The organism is Plantactinospora mayteni, from assembly GCF_016862935.1.
GTDB classification, from domain to species: Bacteria; Actinomycetota; Actinomycetes; order Mycobacteriales; family Micromonosporaceae; genus Plantactinospora; species Plantactinospora mayteni.
Genome location: NZ_BONX01000020.1, coordinates 56,591 through 70,295 on the forward strand (window position 1 = coordinate 56,591; position 13,705 = coordinate 70,295).

The 13,705-nt window shown below is 67.3% G+C and carries 18 protein-coding genes; 7 read left to right on the forward strand and 11 right to left on the reverse strand.

All coding sequences use genetic code 11. The features are described from left to right. Positions 1–49: 49 nt before the first annotated feature. From Pma05_RS15870 to Pma05_RS15895, 6 genes are all read right to left on the reverse strand, one after another. A complete protein-coding gene (locus Pma05_RS15870; RefSeq protein WP_203858187.1) occupies positions 50–703 on the reverse strand; it encodes an O-methyltransferase in 654 nt (217 codons plus the stop codon). A 45-nt stretch (positions 704–748) separates the two neighbouring features. Continuing rightward, positions 749–1,474 (reverse strand): Maf family protein, encoded by a 726-nt coding sequence (locus Pma05_RS15875; RefSeq protein ID WP_203858188.1) that lies wholly within the window; start codon positions 1,472–1,474, stop codon positions 749–751. A 68-nt stretch (positions 1,475–1,542) separates the two neighbouring features. After that, entirely contained in the window at positions 1,543–2,568 is a 1,026-nt protein-coding gene (gene mycP / locus Pma05_RS15880) for a type VII secretion-associated serine protease mycosin (RefSeq protein ID WP_372441484.1), read from the reverse strand. Positions 2,569–2,684: 116 nt separating this feature from the next. Next, positions 2,685–4,088 (reverse strand): hypothetical protein, encoded by a 1,404-nt coding sequence (locus tag Pma05_RS43470; RefSeq protein WP_203858189.1) that lies wholly within the window; start codon positions 4,086–4,088, stop codon positions 2,685–2,687. Further along, positions 4,081–4,545 carry a hypothetical protein gene (locus tag Pma05_RS15890; protein ID WP_203858190.1) on the reverse strand — a complete coding sequence of 155 codons (465 nt, stop codon included), beginning with the start codon at positions 4,543–4,545 and terminating at the stop codon, positions 4,081–4,083. The genes Pma05_RS43470 and Pma05_RS15890 overlap by 8 nt, the downstream gene beginning before the upstream one ends. A gap of 105 nt (positions 4,546–4,650) precedes the next feature. Beyond that, positions 4,651–4,887, reverse strand: a complete 237-nt coding sequence (locus tag Pma05_RS15895; protein WP_203858191.1) for an acyl-CoA carboxylase subunit epsilon — start codon at positions 4,885–4,887, stop codon at positions 4,651–4,653. Between the two features lie 91 nt (positions 4,888–4,978). Between Pma05_RS15895 and Pma05_RS15900 the strand changes: the two genes are divergently transcribed. From Pma05_RS15900 to Pma05_RS15915, 4 genes are all read left to right on the forward strand, one after another. Beyond that, positions 4,979–7,099 carry a serine/threonine-protein kinase gene (locus Pma05_RS15900; protein ID WP_203858192.1) on the forward strand — a complete coding sequence of 707 codons (2,121 nt, stop codon included), beginning with the start codon at positions 4,979–4,981 and terminating at the stop codon, positions 7,097–7,099. A 189-nt stretch (positions 7,100–7,288) separates the two neighbouring features. After that, positions 7,289–7,780: a hypothetical protein gene (locus Pma05_RS15905; RefSeq protein ID WP_203858193.1), complete on the forward strand. Its 492-nt coding sequence runs from the start codon at positions 7,289–7,291 to the stop codon at positions 7,778–7,780. A gap of 113 nt (positions 7,781–7,893) precedes the next feature. Then, a complete protein-coding gene (locus Pma05_RS43475) occupies positions 7,894–8,016 on the forward strand; it encodes a hypothetical protein (protein ID WP_275414697.1) in 123 nt (40 codons plus the stop codon). Next, positions 8,013–8,477, forward strand: coding sequence for a hypothetical protein (locus Pma05_RS15915; RefSeq protein ID WP_203858194.1), 465 nt, complete (start codon positions 8,013–8,015; stop codon positions 8,475–8,477). Before Pma05_RS43475 ends, Pma05_RS15915 begins: the two co-directional genes overlap by 4 nt. Before the next feature lie 171 nt (positions 8,478–8,648). On the opposite strand, the gene Pma05_RS15920 is transcribed toward Pma05_RS15915, so the two are convergent. Further along, complete coding sequence (locus Pma05_RS15920; RefSeq protein WP_203858195.1) at positions 8,649–8,855, reverse strand: hypothetical protein; 207 nt, start codon at positions 8,853–8,855, stop codon at positions 8,649–8,651. A gap of 233 nt (positions 8,856–9,088) precedes the next feature. On the opposite strand from Pma05_RS15920, the gene Pma05_RS15925 reads away from it, so the two are divergent. Continuing rightward, on the forward strand, positions 9,089–9,310 hold the full coding sequence (locus tag Pma05_RS15925) for a winged helix-turn-helix domain-containing protein (RefSeq protein WP_203858196.1): 222 nt from the start codon (positions 9,089–9,091) through the stop codon (positions 9,308–9,310). 101 nt (positions 9,311–9,411) lie between these two features. Continuing rightward, entirely contained in the window at positions 9,412–10,152 is a 741-nt protein-coding gene (locus Pma05_RS15930) for a M50 family metallopeptidase (protein WP_203858197.1), read from the forward strand. Between the two features lie 24 nt (positions 10,153–10,176). Here the strand turns inward: Pma05_RS15930 and Pma05_RS15935 are convergent, their stop codons facing one another. Beyond that, on the reverse strand, positions 10,177–10,434 hold the full coding sequence (locus Pma05_RS15935) for a transcriptional regulator (protein ID WP_203858198.1): 258 nt from the start codon (positions 10,432–10,434) through the stop codon (positions 10,177–10,179). A 422-nt stretch (positions 10,435–10,856) separates the two neighbouring features. On the opposite strand from Pma05_RS15935, the gene Pma05_RS15940 reads away from it, so the two are divergent. Continuing rightward, positions 10,857–11,477: a hypothetical protein gene (locus Pma05_RS15940; protein WP_203858199.1), complete on the forward strand. Its 621-nt coding sequence runs from the start codon at positions 10,857–10,859 to the stop codon at positions 11,475–11,477. A 72-nt stretch (positions 11,478–11,549) separates the two neighbouring features. Here Pma05_RS15940 and Pma05_RS15945 read toward each other — a convergent pair whose 3' ends face one another. Genes Pma05_RS15945 through Pma05_RS15955 form a run of 3 tightly spaced genes read right to left on the reverse strand, consistent with a single transcriptional unit; the run spans position 11,550 to position 13,316 of the window. Beyond that, on the reverse strand, positions 11,550–12,314 hold the full coding sequence (locus Pma05_RS15945) for a hypothetical protein (protein WP_203858200.1): 765 nt from the start codon (positions 12,312–12,314) through the stop codon (positions 11,550–11,552). Positions 12,315–12,339: 25 nt separating this feature from the next. Next, a complete protein-coding gene (locus Pma05_RS15950) occupies positions 12,340–12,687 on the reverse strand; it encodes a hypothetical protein (RefSeq protein ID WP_203858201.1) in 348 nt (115 codons plus the stop codon). Beyond that, positions 12,684–13,316 (reverse strand): hypothetical protein, encoded by a 633-nt coding sequence (locus Pma05_RS15955; RefSeq protein WP_203858202.1) that lies wholly within the window; start codon positions 13,314–13,316, stop codon positions 12,684–12,686. Before Pma05_RS15955 ends, Pma05_RS15950 begins: the two co-directional genes overlap by 4 nt. Between the last annotated feature and the right edge of the window lie 389 nt (positions 13,317–13,705).

A 13,705-nucleotide genomic window follows, 5' to 3' on the forward strand; every position in this document is an offset into this window, starting at 1 on the left:
CGGCTCCACCCGGCTGCCCGGACGGTACTGGTGACGGTGCTGGTGACGATCAGCGGCGGCGGGCCAGGGTGAGACCGTCGGCGATCGGCAACATCACCAGTTCGACCCGCTCGTCATCGAGTACCGCCTCGTTGAACTCGGCGATCGCCCGGTCGGCCACGGTCTGCGGGGCCAGGATCCGGCCGCCCCGCAGCACGTTGTCCACCACGATCAACCCACCGGTACGCATCCTCGGCACCAACTCGGCCCAGTAGCTCGGATAGCCCGGCTTGTCGGCGTCGACGAAGGCGAAGTCGAGGTGTGGCTCCACCGGCAGGCTCCGCAGGGTTTCGGCGGCCGGGCCGATCCGCAGCTCGATCCGGTCCTCGACCCCGGCCCGCGCCCAGTAACGGCGGGCGACCGCCGTGTACTCCTCCGAGATGTCGAAGCAGGTCAACCGGCCGTCGGCGGGTAGGCCACGGGCGATCGCCAACGAGGAGAGCCCGGTGAACGTGCCGACCTCGACCGCCTGCCGGGCGTTCACCAGCCGGGTCAGGAAGGTGAGTAGCCCGGCCTGCTCCGGGGCGATCTGCATCTCGGCGTCGGCCGGCAGCAGGGCGACCGTCTCGTCGATCAGCTCCCGGGCCAGGGCGTCCGGCGGGGAGCCGTGCGCCAGGACGTACGCGTGCAGGTCTTCGGTGAGCGGGATCGACTTCGTCGGCACTGCTCGACGCTATGCCAGGTTGGCGGCGGGCGGTAGCGGTTCTCGTCAGTGTGGGTCGGCCGCCGCTGTCGCCGCGGTCTCGGGAGTGATGCCGGACGGCGTCGTCGGGTCGGCCCAGAGGTCGGTGATCCGCAGGTCGAGTTCGCCGAGCAGGGTGCGGAACAGCGGCAGGGAGAGCCCGATCACCGTACCGGGATCGCCGTCCAGCCGGTCGACGAACGGGCCACCCAGCCCGTCGATGGTGAACGCGCCCGCCACCTGCAACGGCTCACCCGTCGCGACGTACGCGGCGATCTCGTCGTCGGTGATCTCCGCGAAGTAGACGGCGGTGGCGGCGACCCGGGCCACCTCGCGCCCGCTCGACAGGTCGATCAGGCAGTGCCCGGTGTGCAGCACGCCACTCTTGCCCCGCATCGCCTGCCAGCGGCGGGTCGCCTCGTCCGGGTCGGCCGGCTTGCCGAGGATCTCCCCGTCGAAGGCGAGCACCGAGTCGCAGCCGAGTACGAGCGTACGGAGCGGGGATCCGATCCCGCTGCCGGCGCCGTTGCCGGCGCTGCTGCTGTTCAGGTCCGCGCCGAAACGCTCGGCTACCGTCCGTGCCTTCAGTTGGGCCAGTGTGAGGCTCAGCGCTTCCGGGGTCGAGGGGTCCACCTGCGACTCGTCGACCCCGCTGACCAGTACGTCCGGCTCGATGCCAGCGGCTTGCAGGAGCTTGCGTCGAGCCGGACTCGCCGAGGCGAGCACCAGGCGTAGCCGATGTGTCGTCTGCACGACGGCCAACGCTACCCGCCCCGCGGACCGCTACCTGCGATCGGGCCGGGTGTTCGCGCGGGTTCTATTCAGAGGCGGCGGGGCCGCTGTCGCCGCCGGACCAGGAGTACCACCAGAAGGGTCACCAACAGGCCGAGTACGACGAGAGCCACTAGGACACCGATCAGGATCGTCGAGCCGACGTTCGACTTGTTCTCCGGCTCCGGAGCTGCGTTGTCGGCGGGCTGGGTCTGAGTGGGGCTGGGCGCGGCGCTTGCGCTCGGGTTGGCGCCCCCCTCCAGTGGAGGTACGTCCGCCGTCAGCGCCTTGACCAGGTTTACTACCCCGTACCCGTACTCCTCGTCCCGACCGGGCGTCCCCTTGTCGTCAGCGGTAGCCGTGAGCCGATGTACGACTTCCTCCGCCGACAGATCCGGAAACTTACTCCGTACGAGCGCAGCCGCCCCAGCAACGATCGCAGTTGAGGGGGAGGTGCCGGTGCCGGTTCGGTAGCGCCCGTTGACGGACGTGCTCGAGATGTCGACGCCAGGTGCGCTGAGGGAAAGTCTCGTGCCTGTCACAGAAATGGCGGCATGCGCTCCCTTTTGGTCGGTCGCGCCAACTGCTACGACTCCCGCTGCTGCGGCGGGAAATTGTATTAAAAAGTCCTCCGGTCGGTTTCCTGCTGCTGCGACAATGACGATATCTGCCTCGAGTGCTGCTCTTAATGCTGCGTTCAGGCGAGATGTAGATCCTCCTCCTGAAGACAGGCTAATTACATCAACTCGTTTCGATACTGCCCATTCGATCGCCTTGGCTGTATCGTCAGTGTCGTGACTTCTATTCCCGTTCCGAATTGGAATGATTTTGGCTTTGGGGGCGATTCCCAGGGCGCCGTTGCTCCCGCGACCGTGGGCGGCTATCAGGCCAGCCATCCCGGTTCCATGTCCTCCGGGATCGGTATCCTGGCGACCGTCACCCGAACCGTCGCCTTCGGTGACAGTGCCCGTTAGGAGATTGTTGCGAAGGTCAGGATGCGGGTCGACGCCGGTGTCGATGACGGCAACAGTGACCCCTTCGCCCTGGCTGATCTTGTGTGCTTCGGTGACTTTCAAGTACCTAAGATGCCATTGGTTGTTCCGCGCCTGATCGGCCTGGGCTGCCGTGGCAGGTAAAACGGCGACGGCCGTGGCACAAAGGAGTGCCACGGCCGCGCGGGTCGTGCGAAGAATCACCGCTTATAGCCGATCGCTGGGCCGGGGTCGATCCTGCCGTTATCGCGGCTGGGCAACATGACCGGCGCAACTCCCTCGTCGGTCTCCCACGGGTTATCGGGATCCCATTGCCTAGCCGCCTCCTCGTCCCTGCTTTGGGTACTAGGACGTGCGCCCGAGCCGACTCCGAACTGACCGCTGCCAATGGAGGTGCGAGTCAGTCCTGAGGCGCCTCGTTGTCCAGCGCCGCCGAGGCCCGTCGCGCCCCCGCCATTACCACCGATGACGCCGCCAACTGGATTGATGCGTCGAGCTGCCCCAGTCCCGGAAGCAGGCTGCGACAGACCTGCTCCCGGAGTTCCGCCGATCATTCCGCCTGGAGGCATTGCCCGTGGACCCAAGCCAGAATTCGGGCCGGGTGCTGACTTGTTCATTCCTGGCGGCAATGTCGACGTCGTTGGATAGCCAGAAGGTAGCCCTGGTGGCTTTGCCCCAGGTGGCAGCCCTGGCGGCTTGGCCCCGGGCGGCAGTGTCGGGGGAATTGGATGCGGCGGCAGGCCCGGTCCGATGTTTGGCGGCGGAGGTGGAATGACGCTTGGAGGCGTCGGTGGTACGGCCGGGGGCGCAATCGGCCCAGTGCCGCCGAGGATGGGACCGATGTTTGGCGGCGGAGTCGTGGGGACGACGGTCTGGATGGGAGGAGTCGGAGGTGGAGTGTAGCTCGTGCCTCCGCCCGAAGGCATCGGCACAACGGGCGGGAGGACCGGTGCACTTGAACCGCCCATCACCCCACTACTGCCCGACCCGTTTTCGCTACCAGTCTCATCTCTCGAACCGCCCGGAGTCTTGTACACCGGAGGCTTCCTGAGTTGTACCTGCCCGGTGGCGAGTTCGCTGCTGAGCCCGTACATGATGCTGCGGGCGCGCCAGTTCAGGTCTTCCAGGTCGGATTGGGTCGTCGGCTGCTGGCCGGCAGGCGGCCGGCCGTTGTTTGCCGTGACCGCCGCGTCGTACTGCTGCTTGGCCTGCTCTTTGGCAAGGTACTGCCGGTGGATCTCCTCAAGGTCCCTACGCGACTCCCAGATCGCCTGCGTCACGCCCGTGAGGGTCTGCTGGTTCGCAGCGGCCGTGTCGTAGACGCCCTGCACCGTTTCGACGAGGTAGTCGAGCCGTGCGACGTACGCCTTCGAGGCTTCGCTCCTCTCCGGCGGCCACGCCTCGATCAGGTTCTCGCGGTACTGCTTCAACCGCCACAGATGCAGCGAGCTGAGCTCGGAAGTCTTCCGCCAACCGCTGACGTGCTGCCAGTGCGTGTCCGTCTGTTGGTTGGCCAACAACTCCCACATCTGCCGGACGTTCTGGGCCGTCCAGTTGGTCGTGCCGGAGATCTGGCCGCTCGACCCGCCTCCATCATCAAGCATTGGGGCTCCCCGTGTTCTCTGTGCCGCCCTGCGGCGCTGTCGCGTTCTGCGACCCGGGTGGCGGCGCCGCCGCTGCACCAGTTTCGTCGAGCGCGGTCTCGACGTCGCTGACCCGGGCGCGCGAGAACGCGTCGGCCTGGCCGTAGTTCCTGCTGACCGTCTCGGCGGCGGTGGCGAGGCCACCCGTGCCATCGCCGACATCCCAGACACGTGTGGAGGTGTCCTGCTGGACGTTCCGGTGCGCCTCGAAGAAGGACACCAACTCGGCGAAGCCATCGTGCGGCGACGGCAGGTTGGGAAGCATGTCCGACTGGACTTCTTCCATGTGTGGTACGTAGTTCTTCTGGACCTCGGCGAGGAGCTGCTGGGCGAACTCTTCCATCCGCTGGATGTCAGCTTCTATGGCACCGCCGTAGTCGCGCAGCCACGCCGGGCCGCGGTCTTCCTCAGGTATCACGTCTTCTCCCCAGGTGCTACGTACTGCCCCATACCAAGGTTAGTGGGTACAGGCCGGTGTGGGCAGCCCCGTCGGGTGGCCCGGAGCAGGTCAGTCCGGAGCAGGTCAGTGGGGAAGCCCGGAGACCCGCCAGGCGTCACGGCCAACGTGGGCCGGCATGCCGGACGGGGACACCGTACCGGGACGACTCCTCCGTGCCCAGGTTGACACGGCGGCGGCTCGGGCCGATGTGGCCGGTCGGTGACGAAGAAAGATCGCCCCGACCAGGGCGGCCAGTTCCTCCGGTGTGGGGGTACCTCGGACCACCCGGACCACCCGGAGCAGCGGTTCTTCGTCAGCCATGGCATTGAGGGTACGTCCTCGTCAATTGGCGGGCGTCTCAGATAGGCGTGCCGAGGGTGTGACTCTTGTTGCCGTTGGGTACCGTCCACGGGTGTCTAGTGCGCCTCCACAACTCATCGCTGACCGGTACCGACTTGTCGAGCCACTCGGCCAGGGCGGGATGGGTCGGGTCTGGAAGGCGCGGGACGAGGTGCTGCACCGGGACGTCGCGATCAAGGAATTGGTCCCGCCACCCGGGCTGACCGAGGACGAGCGCCGGGAGATGCGCGAGCGCTCGCTCCGCGAGGCACGGGCGATCGCCCGGCTCAACAACGCCAACGTGGTACGGGTCTTCGACGTGCTGCGTACCGACGGTGACCCGTGGATCGTCATGGAGTACGTCCCGTCGCGGTCGTTGCAGGACGTCCTGGCCAGCGACGGGCCGGTGTCGCCGACCCGGGCCGCCGAGATCGGGCTGGGGGTGCTCGGCGCGTTGAAGTCCGCGCACCGGGCCGGGGTGATGCACCGGGACGTGAAGCCCGGCAACGTGCTGCTCGGCGACGACGGCCGGGTGGTGCTGACCGACTTCGGGCTCGCCACCGTGCCGGGGGACCCGAACGTGACCCGTACCGGGCTGGTGCTGGGGTCGCCCGCGTACATCGCGCCGGAGCGGGCCCGGGACGGCACGGCCGGGCCGGAGGGCGACCTCTGGTCGCTGGGCGCGACGCTCTACGCCGCCGTCGAGGGGCAGTCACCGTTCGCCCGGCCGTCCGCGATCGCGACGTTGGCGGCGCTGGCCACCGAACCACCACCGGTGTCGCGCCGGGCCGGCCCGCTCAAGGCCGTGCTCACCGGACTGTTGCGCAAGGACCCGACGAGTCGGGTCAACGCCGAGGTGGCGGAGCGGTTGCTCCGTCGCGCGGCAGGCCGGCGCAGGAATCCCGGGATGTCACTACTGGATGGGGTACGCCGACCAGGGCCGAACGGCCCGCGCGAACCGGGCGAGCCGCGTACCCGGATCGTGCCGTTGCCGGCGCCCCGACCGGCCCCCGCCGCCCCGCCAACCGCACCGGCCGCCGGCCCGGCGGTCCCGCCGGCCGCCGAGACGACCAAGTTGCCGCCCGCCCCGCCGGCCGCCGAGACCACGAAGTTGCCGGCCGCCCCACCCGCCGCCGAGACCACGAAGTTGCCGAGCGCTCCACCGGCTGCCGAGACGACCAAGCTGCCCGCACCGCCGGTCGAGAAGGAGCCGGCGGCGGAGTCACCCGCACCGGCGACGCCGGAGGAACCGGCCAGCTCGGACAGCGTCCGGCCGCCTGCCGAGCCGACGGTCGTCGTCGTGCCGGGCGGGTCGGCCGACGGGGCCGAGGCGAAGTCGGATCCGGCGCCCACCGCGGTCCAGCCGAAGGCGGAGGCCACCCCGACGCAGTCGCCGGCAGCACAGCCGGCGGGTCGGGCAGCGATCCCGGCCGGCGGCGACGACGGGTACGACGCTGGAGAGGGCGACCGGCGTGGGCCGCTGGCCTCCGTGGCGGCCGGCAACCGCCGGATGTGGCTGCTCGGCGGGCTGGTCATACTGCTCCTGCTCGCCCTCGCCGTGGTCGTGCCACTGGCCCGTAACAGTGGGTCGGGCGACCAGGACAAGGACCCGACCTCCGGTTCCGCGCCGACGAGCCAACCCGCCGGTACGCCGCCCGGCCCCACCGCCAGCGCGCCGCCGACGCCCACCCCGGCCCCGACTTCGGCCCAGCCGACCCAGCCAGCGGTGACGCCGACGGGGCAGGCTGCTCCGCAGCTACCGGCGGGCTGGCGGCTGCACCGGGACTCGACCGGGTTCTCCGTGCCGGTGCCGAACGGTTGGACGGTTCGCCGGGACGGCCCGCGGGTGAGGTTCAACGATCCCAACAGCCGGCGGTTCCTGATGATCGACCAGACGAACCAGCCTCGCCCCGATCCCGTCGCGGACTGGCGGGAGCAGGAGCGCGACCGTCGGGGCAACTACCGGAACTACCAACTGGTGACGATCCAGGCCGTCGACTACTGGCTGAAGGCCGCCGACTGGGAGTGGCTGCACGATGAGGGCGGGGTGCGGATGCACGTCCGCAACCGGGGCTTCGTCACCAGCAGCAAGAAGGCGTACGCGATCCGTTGGGACACCGAGGCCGCCGACTGGGACCGGGAACTCGCCACCTTCAAGATCATCGCGGATGGTTTCCAACCCGCGAAGAGTTGACAGGCGTGACCTCAGTCCTCACAAATGCATGATCAACAAGGCGGCTGCGTTCACGTCATACACCCTCCTCGGCCACGTGCCGCAAAGGCGCCGCCGCATTTCGTGAGGTCAGACCGCAAATGGCGGCTGCCGTACCGGCGTCGATAGTGTTCATGACACCGGGGGCATGGCCAGCCAAGCTCTGCCTCGATGGCGGCGGCGTTGCGCAAACCCGTATCGCAAGTTTTCCTCAAGATCGCTGCGCAACTCTCGGACTGTAGGGGAAACGGTGGCACAGTCTCCGGAATGAAGCGCAGGATTATCGCCAGCATTGCATCTACTACGGTTATGACCGCTCTTGCCGTACTCGGTATCAGCGGTACGGCACAGGCCGCGGTGACGGAGTTCTGCACCCAGCCGTTCGCCAAAGCGGGATTCGCCTGCTTCTACTCGTATGGCGACAAGTTCAAGGTTACCGACAACTACAAAGATGGCCTCCGGGCGGTTGTCATCTGGGCCACCGACTATGGCCGCAGCGGCGAATGCCACGACGCGGACGGCGCCGACAACGGCTATACCTGGTGCAACTACGACTTCAAGGAGAACCAGCTGGTCTTCTTCGCGGTCGTGGCTCGCGACGGCGCAAACGGCAAGGACCAGTACCCGACGGCCACGGTGATCGGCCACACCTCCGGCCGGTAGACGCGTCGACGGGCCAACCGGATCTACCTCGACAAGGTCCTGACCAGAACCAACCGGGCCTGGCCAGGACCGCCTAGGCCCACACGGCGTGCCGGTTCGGCGACCAACTGGTGGTGATGAAGCTGGACCGGCTTGCCCGCTCGGTCTCCGACGCGCATGACATCGCGACCTACGTGACCGGTGCGAAGATGATCCCCACCATCGTAAAGATCAAGGAAGGATACTACTGTCAGTGAGTCGAATGAAGACGGTCCGGGCCGCACTGCTCGCCGTTCTGACCACCGCTGTTGCCGTATTTGCCGCACCGTCACCAAGCATGGCTGATGGCGACAACTACCACTCTGTGTGCACCTCATGGACCGTGCGCTGTCAGACCGGCGTCGAGGTCGTCGGACCGGCCGGCGTGTGCGATACCGCAAACGCGGATAATGGCTCTACCATAGTCTGCGTTGACTACTACGGCGACTATGTCTATGTCAAAGACAATGACGCTGACGGCCGTTCGGCGATGGGCTTCGTTTCCGCCGAAAACGGCATCGCGTACCGGTATTGTCGCAACCCACACGGAGCCGGCTCCTGGGCAAAGTGCAACTTCGACTGGGCCGAGGCGGGTGGCCATGCCGTACGCGCTGGAACCCTCCCAAGCTACTCCGCCGAGATGAGGCTGCAACGCCTGTGGACCTTCTACGACAACTGATTCCCTATACGGGATCGATTGTCAAGGCGAGGATTTGGGTGGGGAAGGTCGCGTCGTTCGTACGCTTCGAGCGTTCTCTCTGATCATGTCCCGTGAGGACTTGTCGAGAGGGCCTTCCCTGCCCTGCGCTTGCGGCCAGGTGATGGCGGGTCCCGCTGTCGGTGACTCGGGTCAGGGGCGGGGCCAGCGGGTGTTCAGCCGTCGCGCCACCTCCGCGATGTCGTGCCGGTCGTGGGTGAGCAGGCTGCTGCGGGCGTCGCGGTAGCGGGGGCAGGGCCAGCGGCGCCGGCACGTGACGCACCGCCACATGCCGAGCAGTCGCCAGAGTGGTGCCGGCCGATGCCGTTCGACGAGTAGCATCGCGCGGTCGCGTTCCACCGGTACCTCCCGGGAGTAGGCGGGCGCGGCGGCTCGCCGGCAGGCCGGAGGTAGGGAGGGCGAGCCGCCGCGCGGGGAACCGACTCCACTAGCTGCGGACCAGGGGTCGGTTACCAAGAACCTAGGGCATTACGAAGCACTAGGCAACACCAGGGGCGTCTTAATGTTTCTTAAGGCTTGTGGTCTTCCATCACGTTGTGATCAAATGGCCCTGCGGACCAGGGAGCAGCACATTGCCTACATCAAAGACTCAGAAGATCATCAATGACCTGACCGAGAAGATTGAGTCGGGAGAGTTGGTGCCAGGAGCACAGATCCCCAGCGCCGCCGAGCTGCGGGCGCAGTACGGTGTCTCGATCACAGTCGTCCGAGGCGCGATCAACTGGTTGAAGGCCAAGGGCTTGGTGGAAGGTCACTCCGGCCTTGGAGTGTTCGTCGTAGAGCGCGAGGAGTAGCCGACGCCCGTACGGCCGCCGGCTACTTGAGCAGCGTGGCCGCCCCCTGGTGAGCCTGGGCAAACGGCTGGCCGACGTAGACGTGAGCTAGGCTCGCTCGGATGTCAGTGGATGGCTTGACAGACCTCTGGGACAAGCTCTTCGGGGCGCAACCCGACCCACCCCCGCTGCTGGTCCTGATCACCGGGCTGGTAGCCCTCACGGTGGTGGTCACCCGGGTGCCCTGGCGCGTCGGGCGCAACGCCATCACCATCGCGCACGAGGGCGGGCACGCGCTCGCGGCGGTACTCACCGGACGGCGTCTCCAGGGCATCCGGCTGCACTCGGACACCTCCGGGCTGACCCTGTCGGCGGGCCACCCGACCGGTCCCGGGATGGTCTTCACCCTGCTGGCCGGCTATCTCGCACCCTCGCTGATCGGGCTGGCCGGTGCCTGGGTACTCGGCGGGAACCGGATCACCCTGCTGCTCTGGGTCGCGGTCGCACTGCTGCTCGCCATGCTGGTGATGATCCGAAACGTCTTCGGCATCATCTCGATCGTGGTCACCACCGCGGTCGTGCTCGGGGTCTCCTGGATGGCGTCGCCGGAGGTGCAGGCCGCGTTCGCGTACACCGGGGTGTGGTTTCTGCTGCTCGGCGGCGTACGGCCGGTGGGTGAACTCCAGACCCTGCGCCGACGCGGTCAGCTACCGCAGTCGGACGCCGACCAGCTCGCCTGGCTCACCGGGGTACCCGCGCTGGTCTGGGTCGGACTCTTCGGCGTGGTCAACGTGCTCGCGCTGCTGGCCGGGGCGGCCCTGCTCACCGGGCCGATCCTGGACAGCCCCGGCCTGCTGGGCTGACCGGCACAACCGAGGAGTTGGGCCCTACCGTCGGCGGAGGAAGGCGTACACCACTTGGCTGGCGCCGAACTCGGTGACGTTCAGCAGGTCCCAGCCGTACGGGGCGAGTGCCTCCGCGGCCATCAGGGCGTCCGTTACCGACGTCAGGCCGAACCCGTGGGGTGACGCGATCGCGAGGTGCCGGTACGGATACTGACGCAGGTCGGCGGTGTTGGTAAGGATCGCCTTCGCGCTGACCGTGCGGGTCTGCGCGATCGATTCCGGTGTCTCGCGGTTGAACATGTGGACACCTTAGTCAGTACGCTTGGGCGGCGGGTGAAGCGGCGGCCGGTGGGCAGCGCGGACTGCGGCGACGGCTGGACGCCCAGTACGTTGGTCGGCCTGGGTCGGGCATCTCACACATCCGGGAACTTTCTCCGGAACCGGTCGGCGGGGGAGTGGGCCGGAAGGTGGTGCGACGCATGAAGGCGTAGACGCTCACAGCCCCACTGCTCGACCATCTCGACCGCCGCGGCAATAGCCGCACACGTTCACCCATGACGTGAATACGCGAGTGTATGGTCAGATTGCGGTACGGGTAAAAACGCGTGTCCGGGCGGCCTTCGATCAGCGCCTTGGCGGAGACATACCGTTGAGAGGCAATGATCTCTGCGGATTCGAGGTCGGGTATGCGATCAACCGTATCCAACGGGTAGATTCTCGCCATGATCCTTCGACGCGCCCTTCCCCTCGCGCTGACCGTGCTGTCCTTGGCCGCGTGCACCGAAGGCACGCCGGCACCTCCCCCGGCGGCCGAGGCGACGACGCCGCCGGCTACGGCGACTTCGCAGTCGCCGCTCCCGGCCTATCGCTACTCCGACCTGGACCTGTGCGCAGCGACCGATCTCGCGCCACTGGCCGCTTTGAAGCTGACGCTGAAGGAGAAGCGGCGCGCGGCGCCCGATGGTTACAGGAAGGGCGAGGGCGAGGCGTGCCTGCACGAGATGACGACGTCGAGCGGCGACATCGCGCGTTTGACCGTGGAGGCGATCCCCGCCAAGTCGGCGGACGAGGCGCAGGGCATCTATCGGACGCTGGACCGGGAACCGATGAAGCTCGATGGTGCGGTCGCCGGGCCGTGGGAGCAGGGCGAGGGGCGCACGCTGGACACGGTCGAGAGCTACAAGCACTCGCGATACCAGGTCCAAGCGCTCAGCGGCAACCTGTACGTCTCTGTCTGGCTCGCGGTGGGTGGGGACGCGTACACGCCGAAGGAGAAGCTCGCTCCGATTGTCGAGGCGATCGCCGCGGAGACGTACGCGACCGTCGCGCGCGCCTGGAAGTAGCCCGGCCGTCACACGCCTGAGGCGCTCCCGGGCGGCGAACGGGAGCGCCTCACACGTGCGTTCAGGGTCGGATCAGCCCTTGACGGCCTGCGGCCAGGCGCCGCTGGGGAACTTGCCGTAGTCCACGCGGTCACTGACGGTCTTGCGGACGTTCTCGCCCGCTTCCACGATCCGCTTGGCGATGCTGAGCAAGGTGTTGACCGCGGTCTCCACGAGGGCACCCACCGCCGCAGCGAGGCGGTCGATGGCCCATGGGATGTTGATGATCGTCGCCGATTCCAGTGCCGCCGCTGTGATCTCGCCGAGAATCGTGCCGATGACCGTGGACAGCTCGGTCACGAAGGTCACATTGGACATCGCGATGCCGTACAGCCACTCGCTGATGAAGCCTGCCTTGGCGGCCAGGGCGTCAACGGCGTCCTTCTGCGGAGGCTTCACCTCCTCCTTGTAATAGCTGGCTGTGCCGCCCTCCCAGTAGGCGAGGTTGGCGTTGGCGGACCTCTGGACCTCGGAGCTCATGTTGGAGACGGGCTTCTTGACGGCGTCCAGCCAGTGGAAGCTGATGTTGACCAGCGACAACACGGGGGTGTAGTGCGCGAGAACCTCGCGCGCATGCTTCAGGATCTTGTCGAGCGCTTCGTTCAACTTGTCGATGCTGCGGGTGATCCACAGCTTCACGGCCGGCGACAGCCAGAACCATCCGCTGTTGGCGTTGTCGATCCCCGCGTTGACCTTCTCGACGATCTTGGTGATGTTCTCCCGAATCTGATTGACGGCCCGCTCGATGGCACTCGTGTGCTCGCTCGCGCTTCCCTGGGGTTCGCCCGGATTCGACATGTGGGGGTGTGGTTCCTTCCTGAGGTCACGGCTGGGTGTAGATCTTCTCGAGATTGGCCTTGGCCGTCTGGTCGGTGCGGTCGAACTCGTCGGCCATCCGGTCCATTGCACCGCCGAGCTGGTCCCACTCGGTGACCGCGCCAGCGACGAGCTTCTGAACGTGTTCGTAGTAGCCGTTGTAAGCCTGGGAGTGCATCGCCGTGGCGACGAGTTCGGTCTGGCCGATGAAGAACGCGGTGGCCCCGAGCATGAGGCCCTGATTGCCTACGGGGTTTGTCTTCACGGCGTCCATGTCGTCCGACAGGTCACGCCATTTCTTGCCCTCCTCACGGACGTTCTCCGTGATGACCTTGGTCGTCGTCGGGTCACTCACAGGTTCTCCCTCCCCGTCAACTCCTCCGCCCGCCGGAACAACTCCAGCGCCGCGGAGCGCAACTGTTCATTGTCGGCCTGATCGACCAGCGTCAGCTCCGCAGTGATGCGGGTGAGCGCGCGGCCTTCGCAGGTGCCTTGAAAATGCCCGATCGGGCTGGAGATGGTGCGAACGCGGTCAGCGGCTGTCTCCCGGGACAGCTTGTCCGCGCGATACATCACGTCCTCGACGTCAGACAGCATCCGCCAGATCTCCGCGATGTCCGGCTCGGGCGCCTCCGGCAGGGGCCGCGGCTCCTGCGGCTCGTCGTCACCGTCGGCAGCGTTGCGCTCCTCCTCCGCGAGCGACGCCAGGGCGAGAGAGTTCATCATCGCCGAGTTCGCGTTCTTGTGGGCCTCGAGCAGCGCCGGGCCGAGGGCCTGCGGCCTCAGGTCAGCTCGCCAGTCCGAGCGGAAATGAACGTCCCTGACGGCGCCCTTCTGGTCGACAGCAACCCGGACACAGCCCGTGCTGTCCGAGGCCTCCTCATACTGCGGGGCCCGATAGTTCTTCCCGCCGACCGCCTCTAGGTCCGCGAGCGCCGCCACGCGCAACTCGCGCTGGTCGCCCAGGAAATCAACGCTCCGCAACTCGTACTCATCCCGGCGGTCAGGTTGCACTCCACGCCCTCCAGAAGCCCGTCGCTGAACAGACCGCGCGGTTCCGCCGATGCGACGCGGGCCGAACTCACGGACTGAAGGCGATCTACACACTTGGGCTTGACAATACTAGTTGCAGTCCACCCATGTTGCTCCCGTCCGTTGCGGCCGTCCTCCGGCCAGGGGTATGTCGGCAGCAGGGTCGTTCCACAGTGGAGTTCACGTCACCCACGCTGACCGCCATCGGAGTGCGGTGACCAGTGGACGGCGGTGTCGCCGGGAGTAGGCAGGGTGTTTCACCAGTGGTGATTGATCCACATCGCGTGCAGACCCGGCTGGGCCACCGGCTGGTCGAGGTGCGACGGTCGGCTGGTCACTAG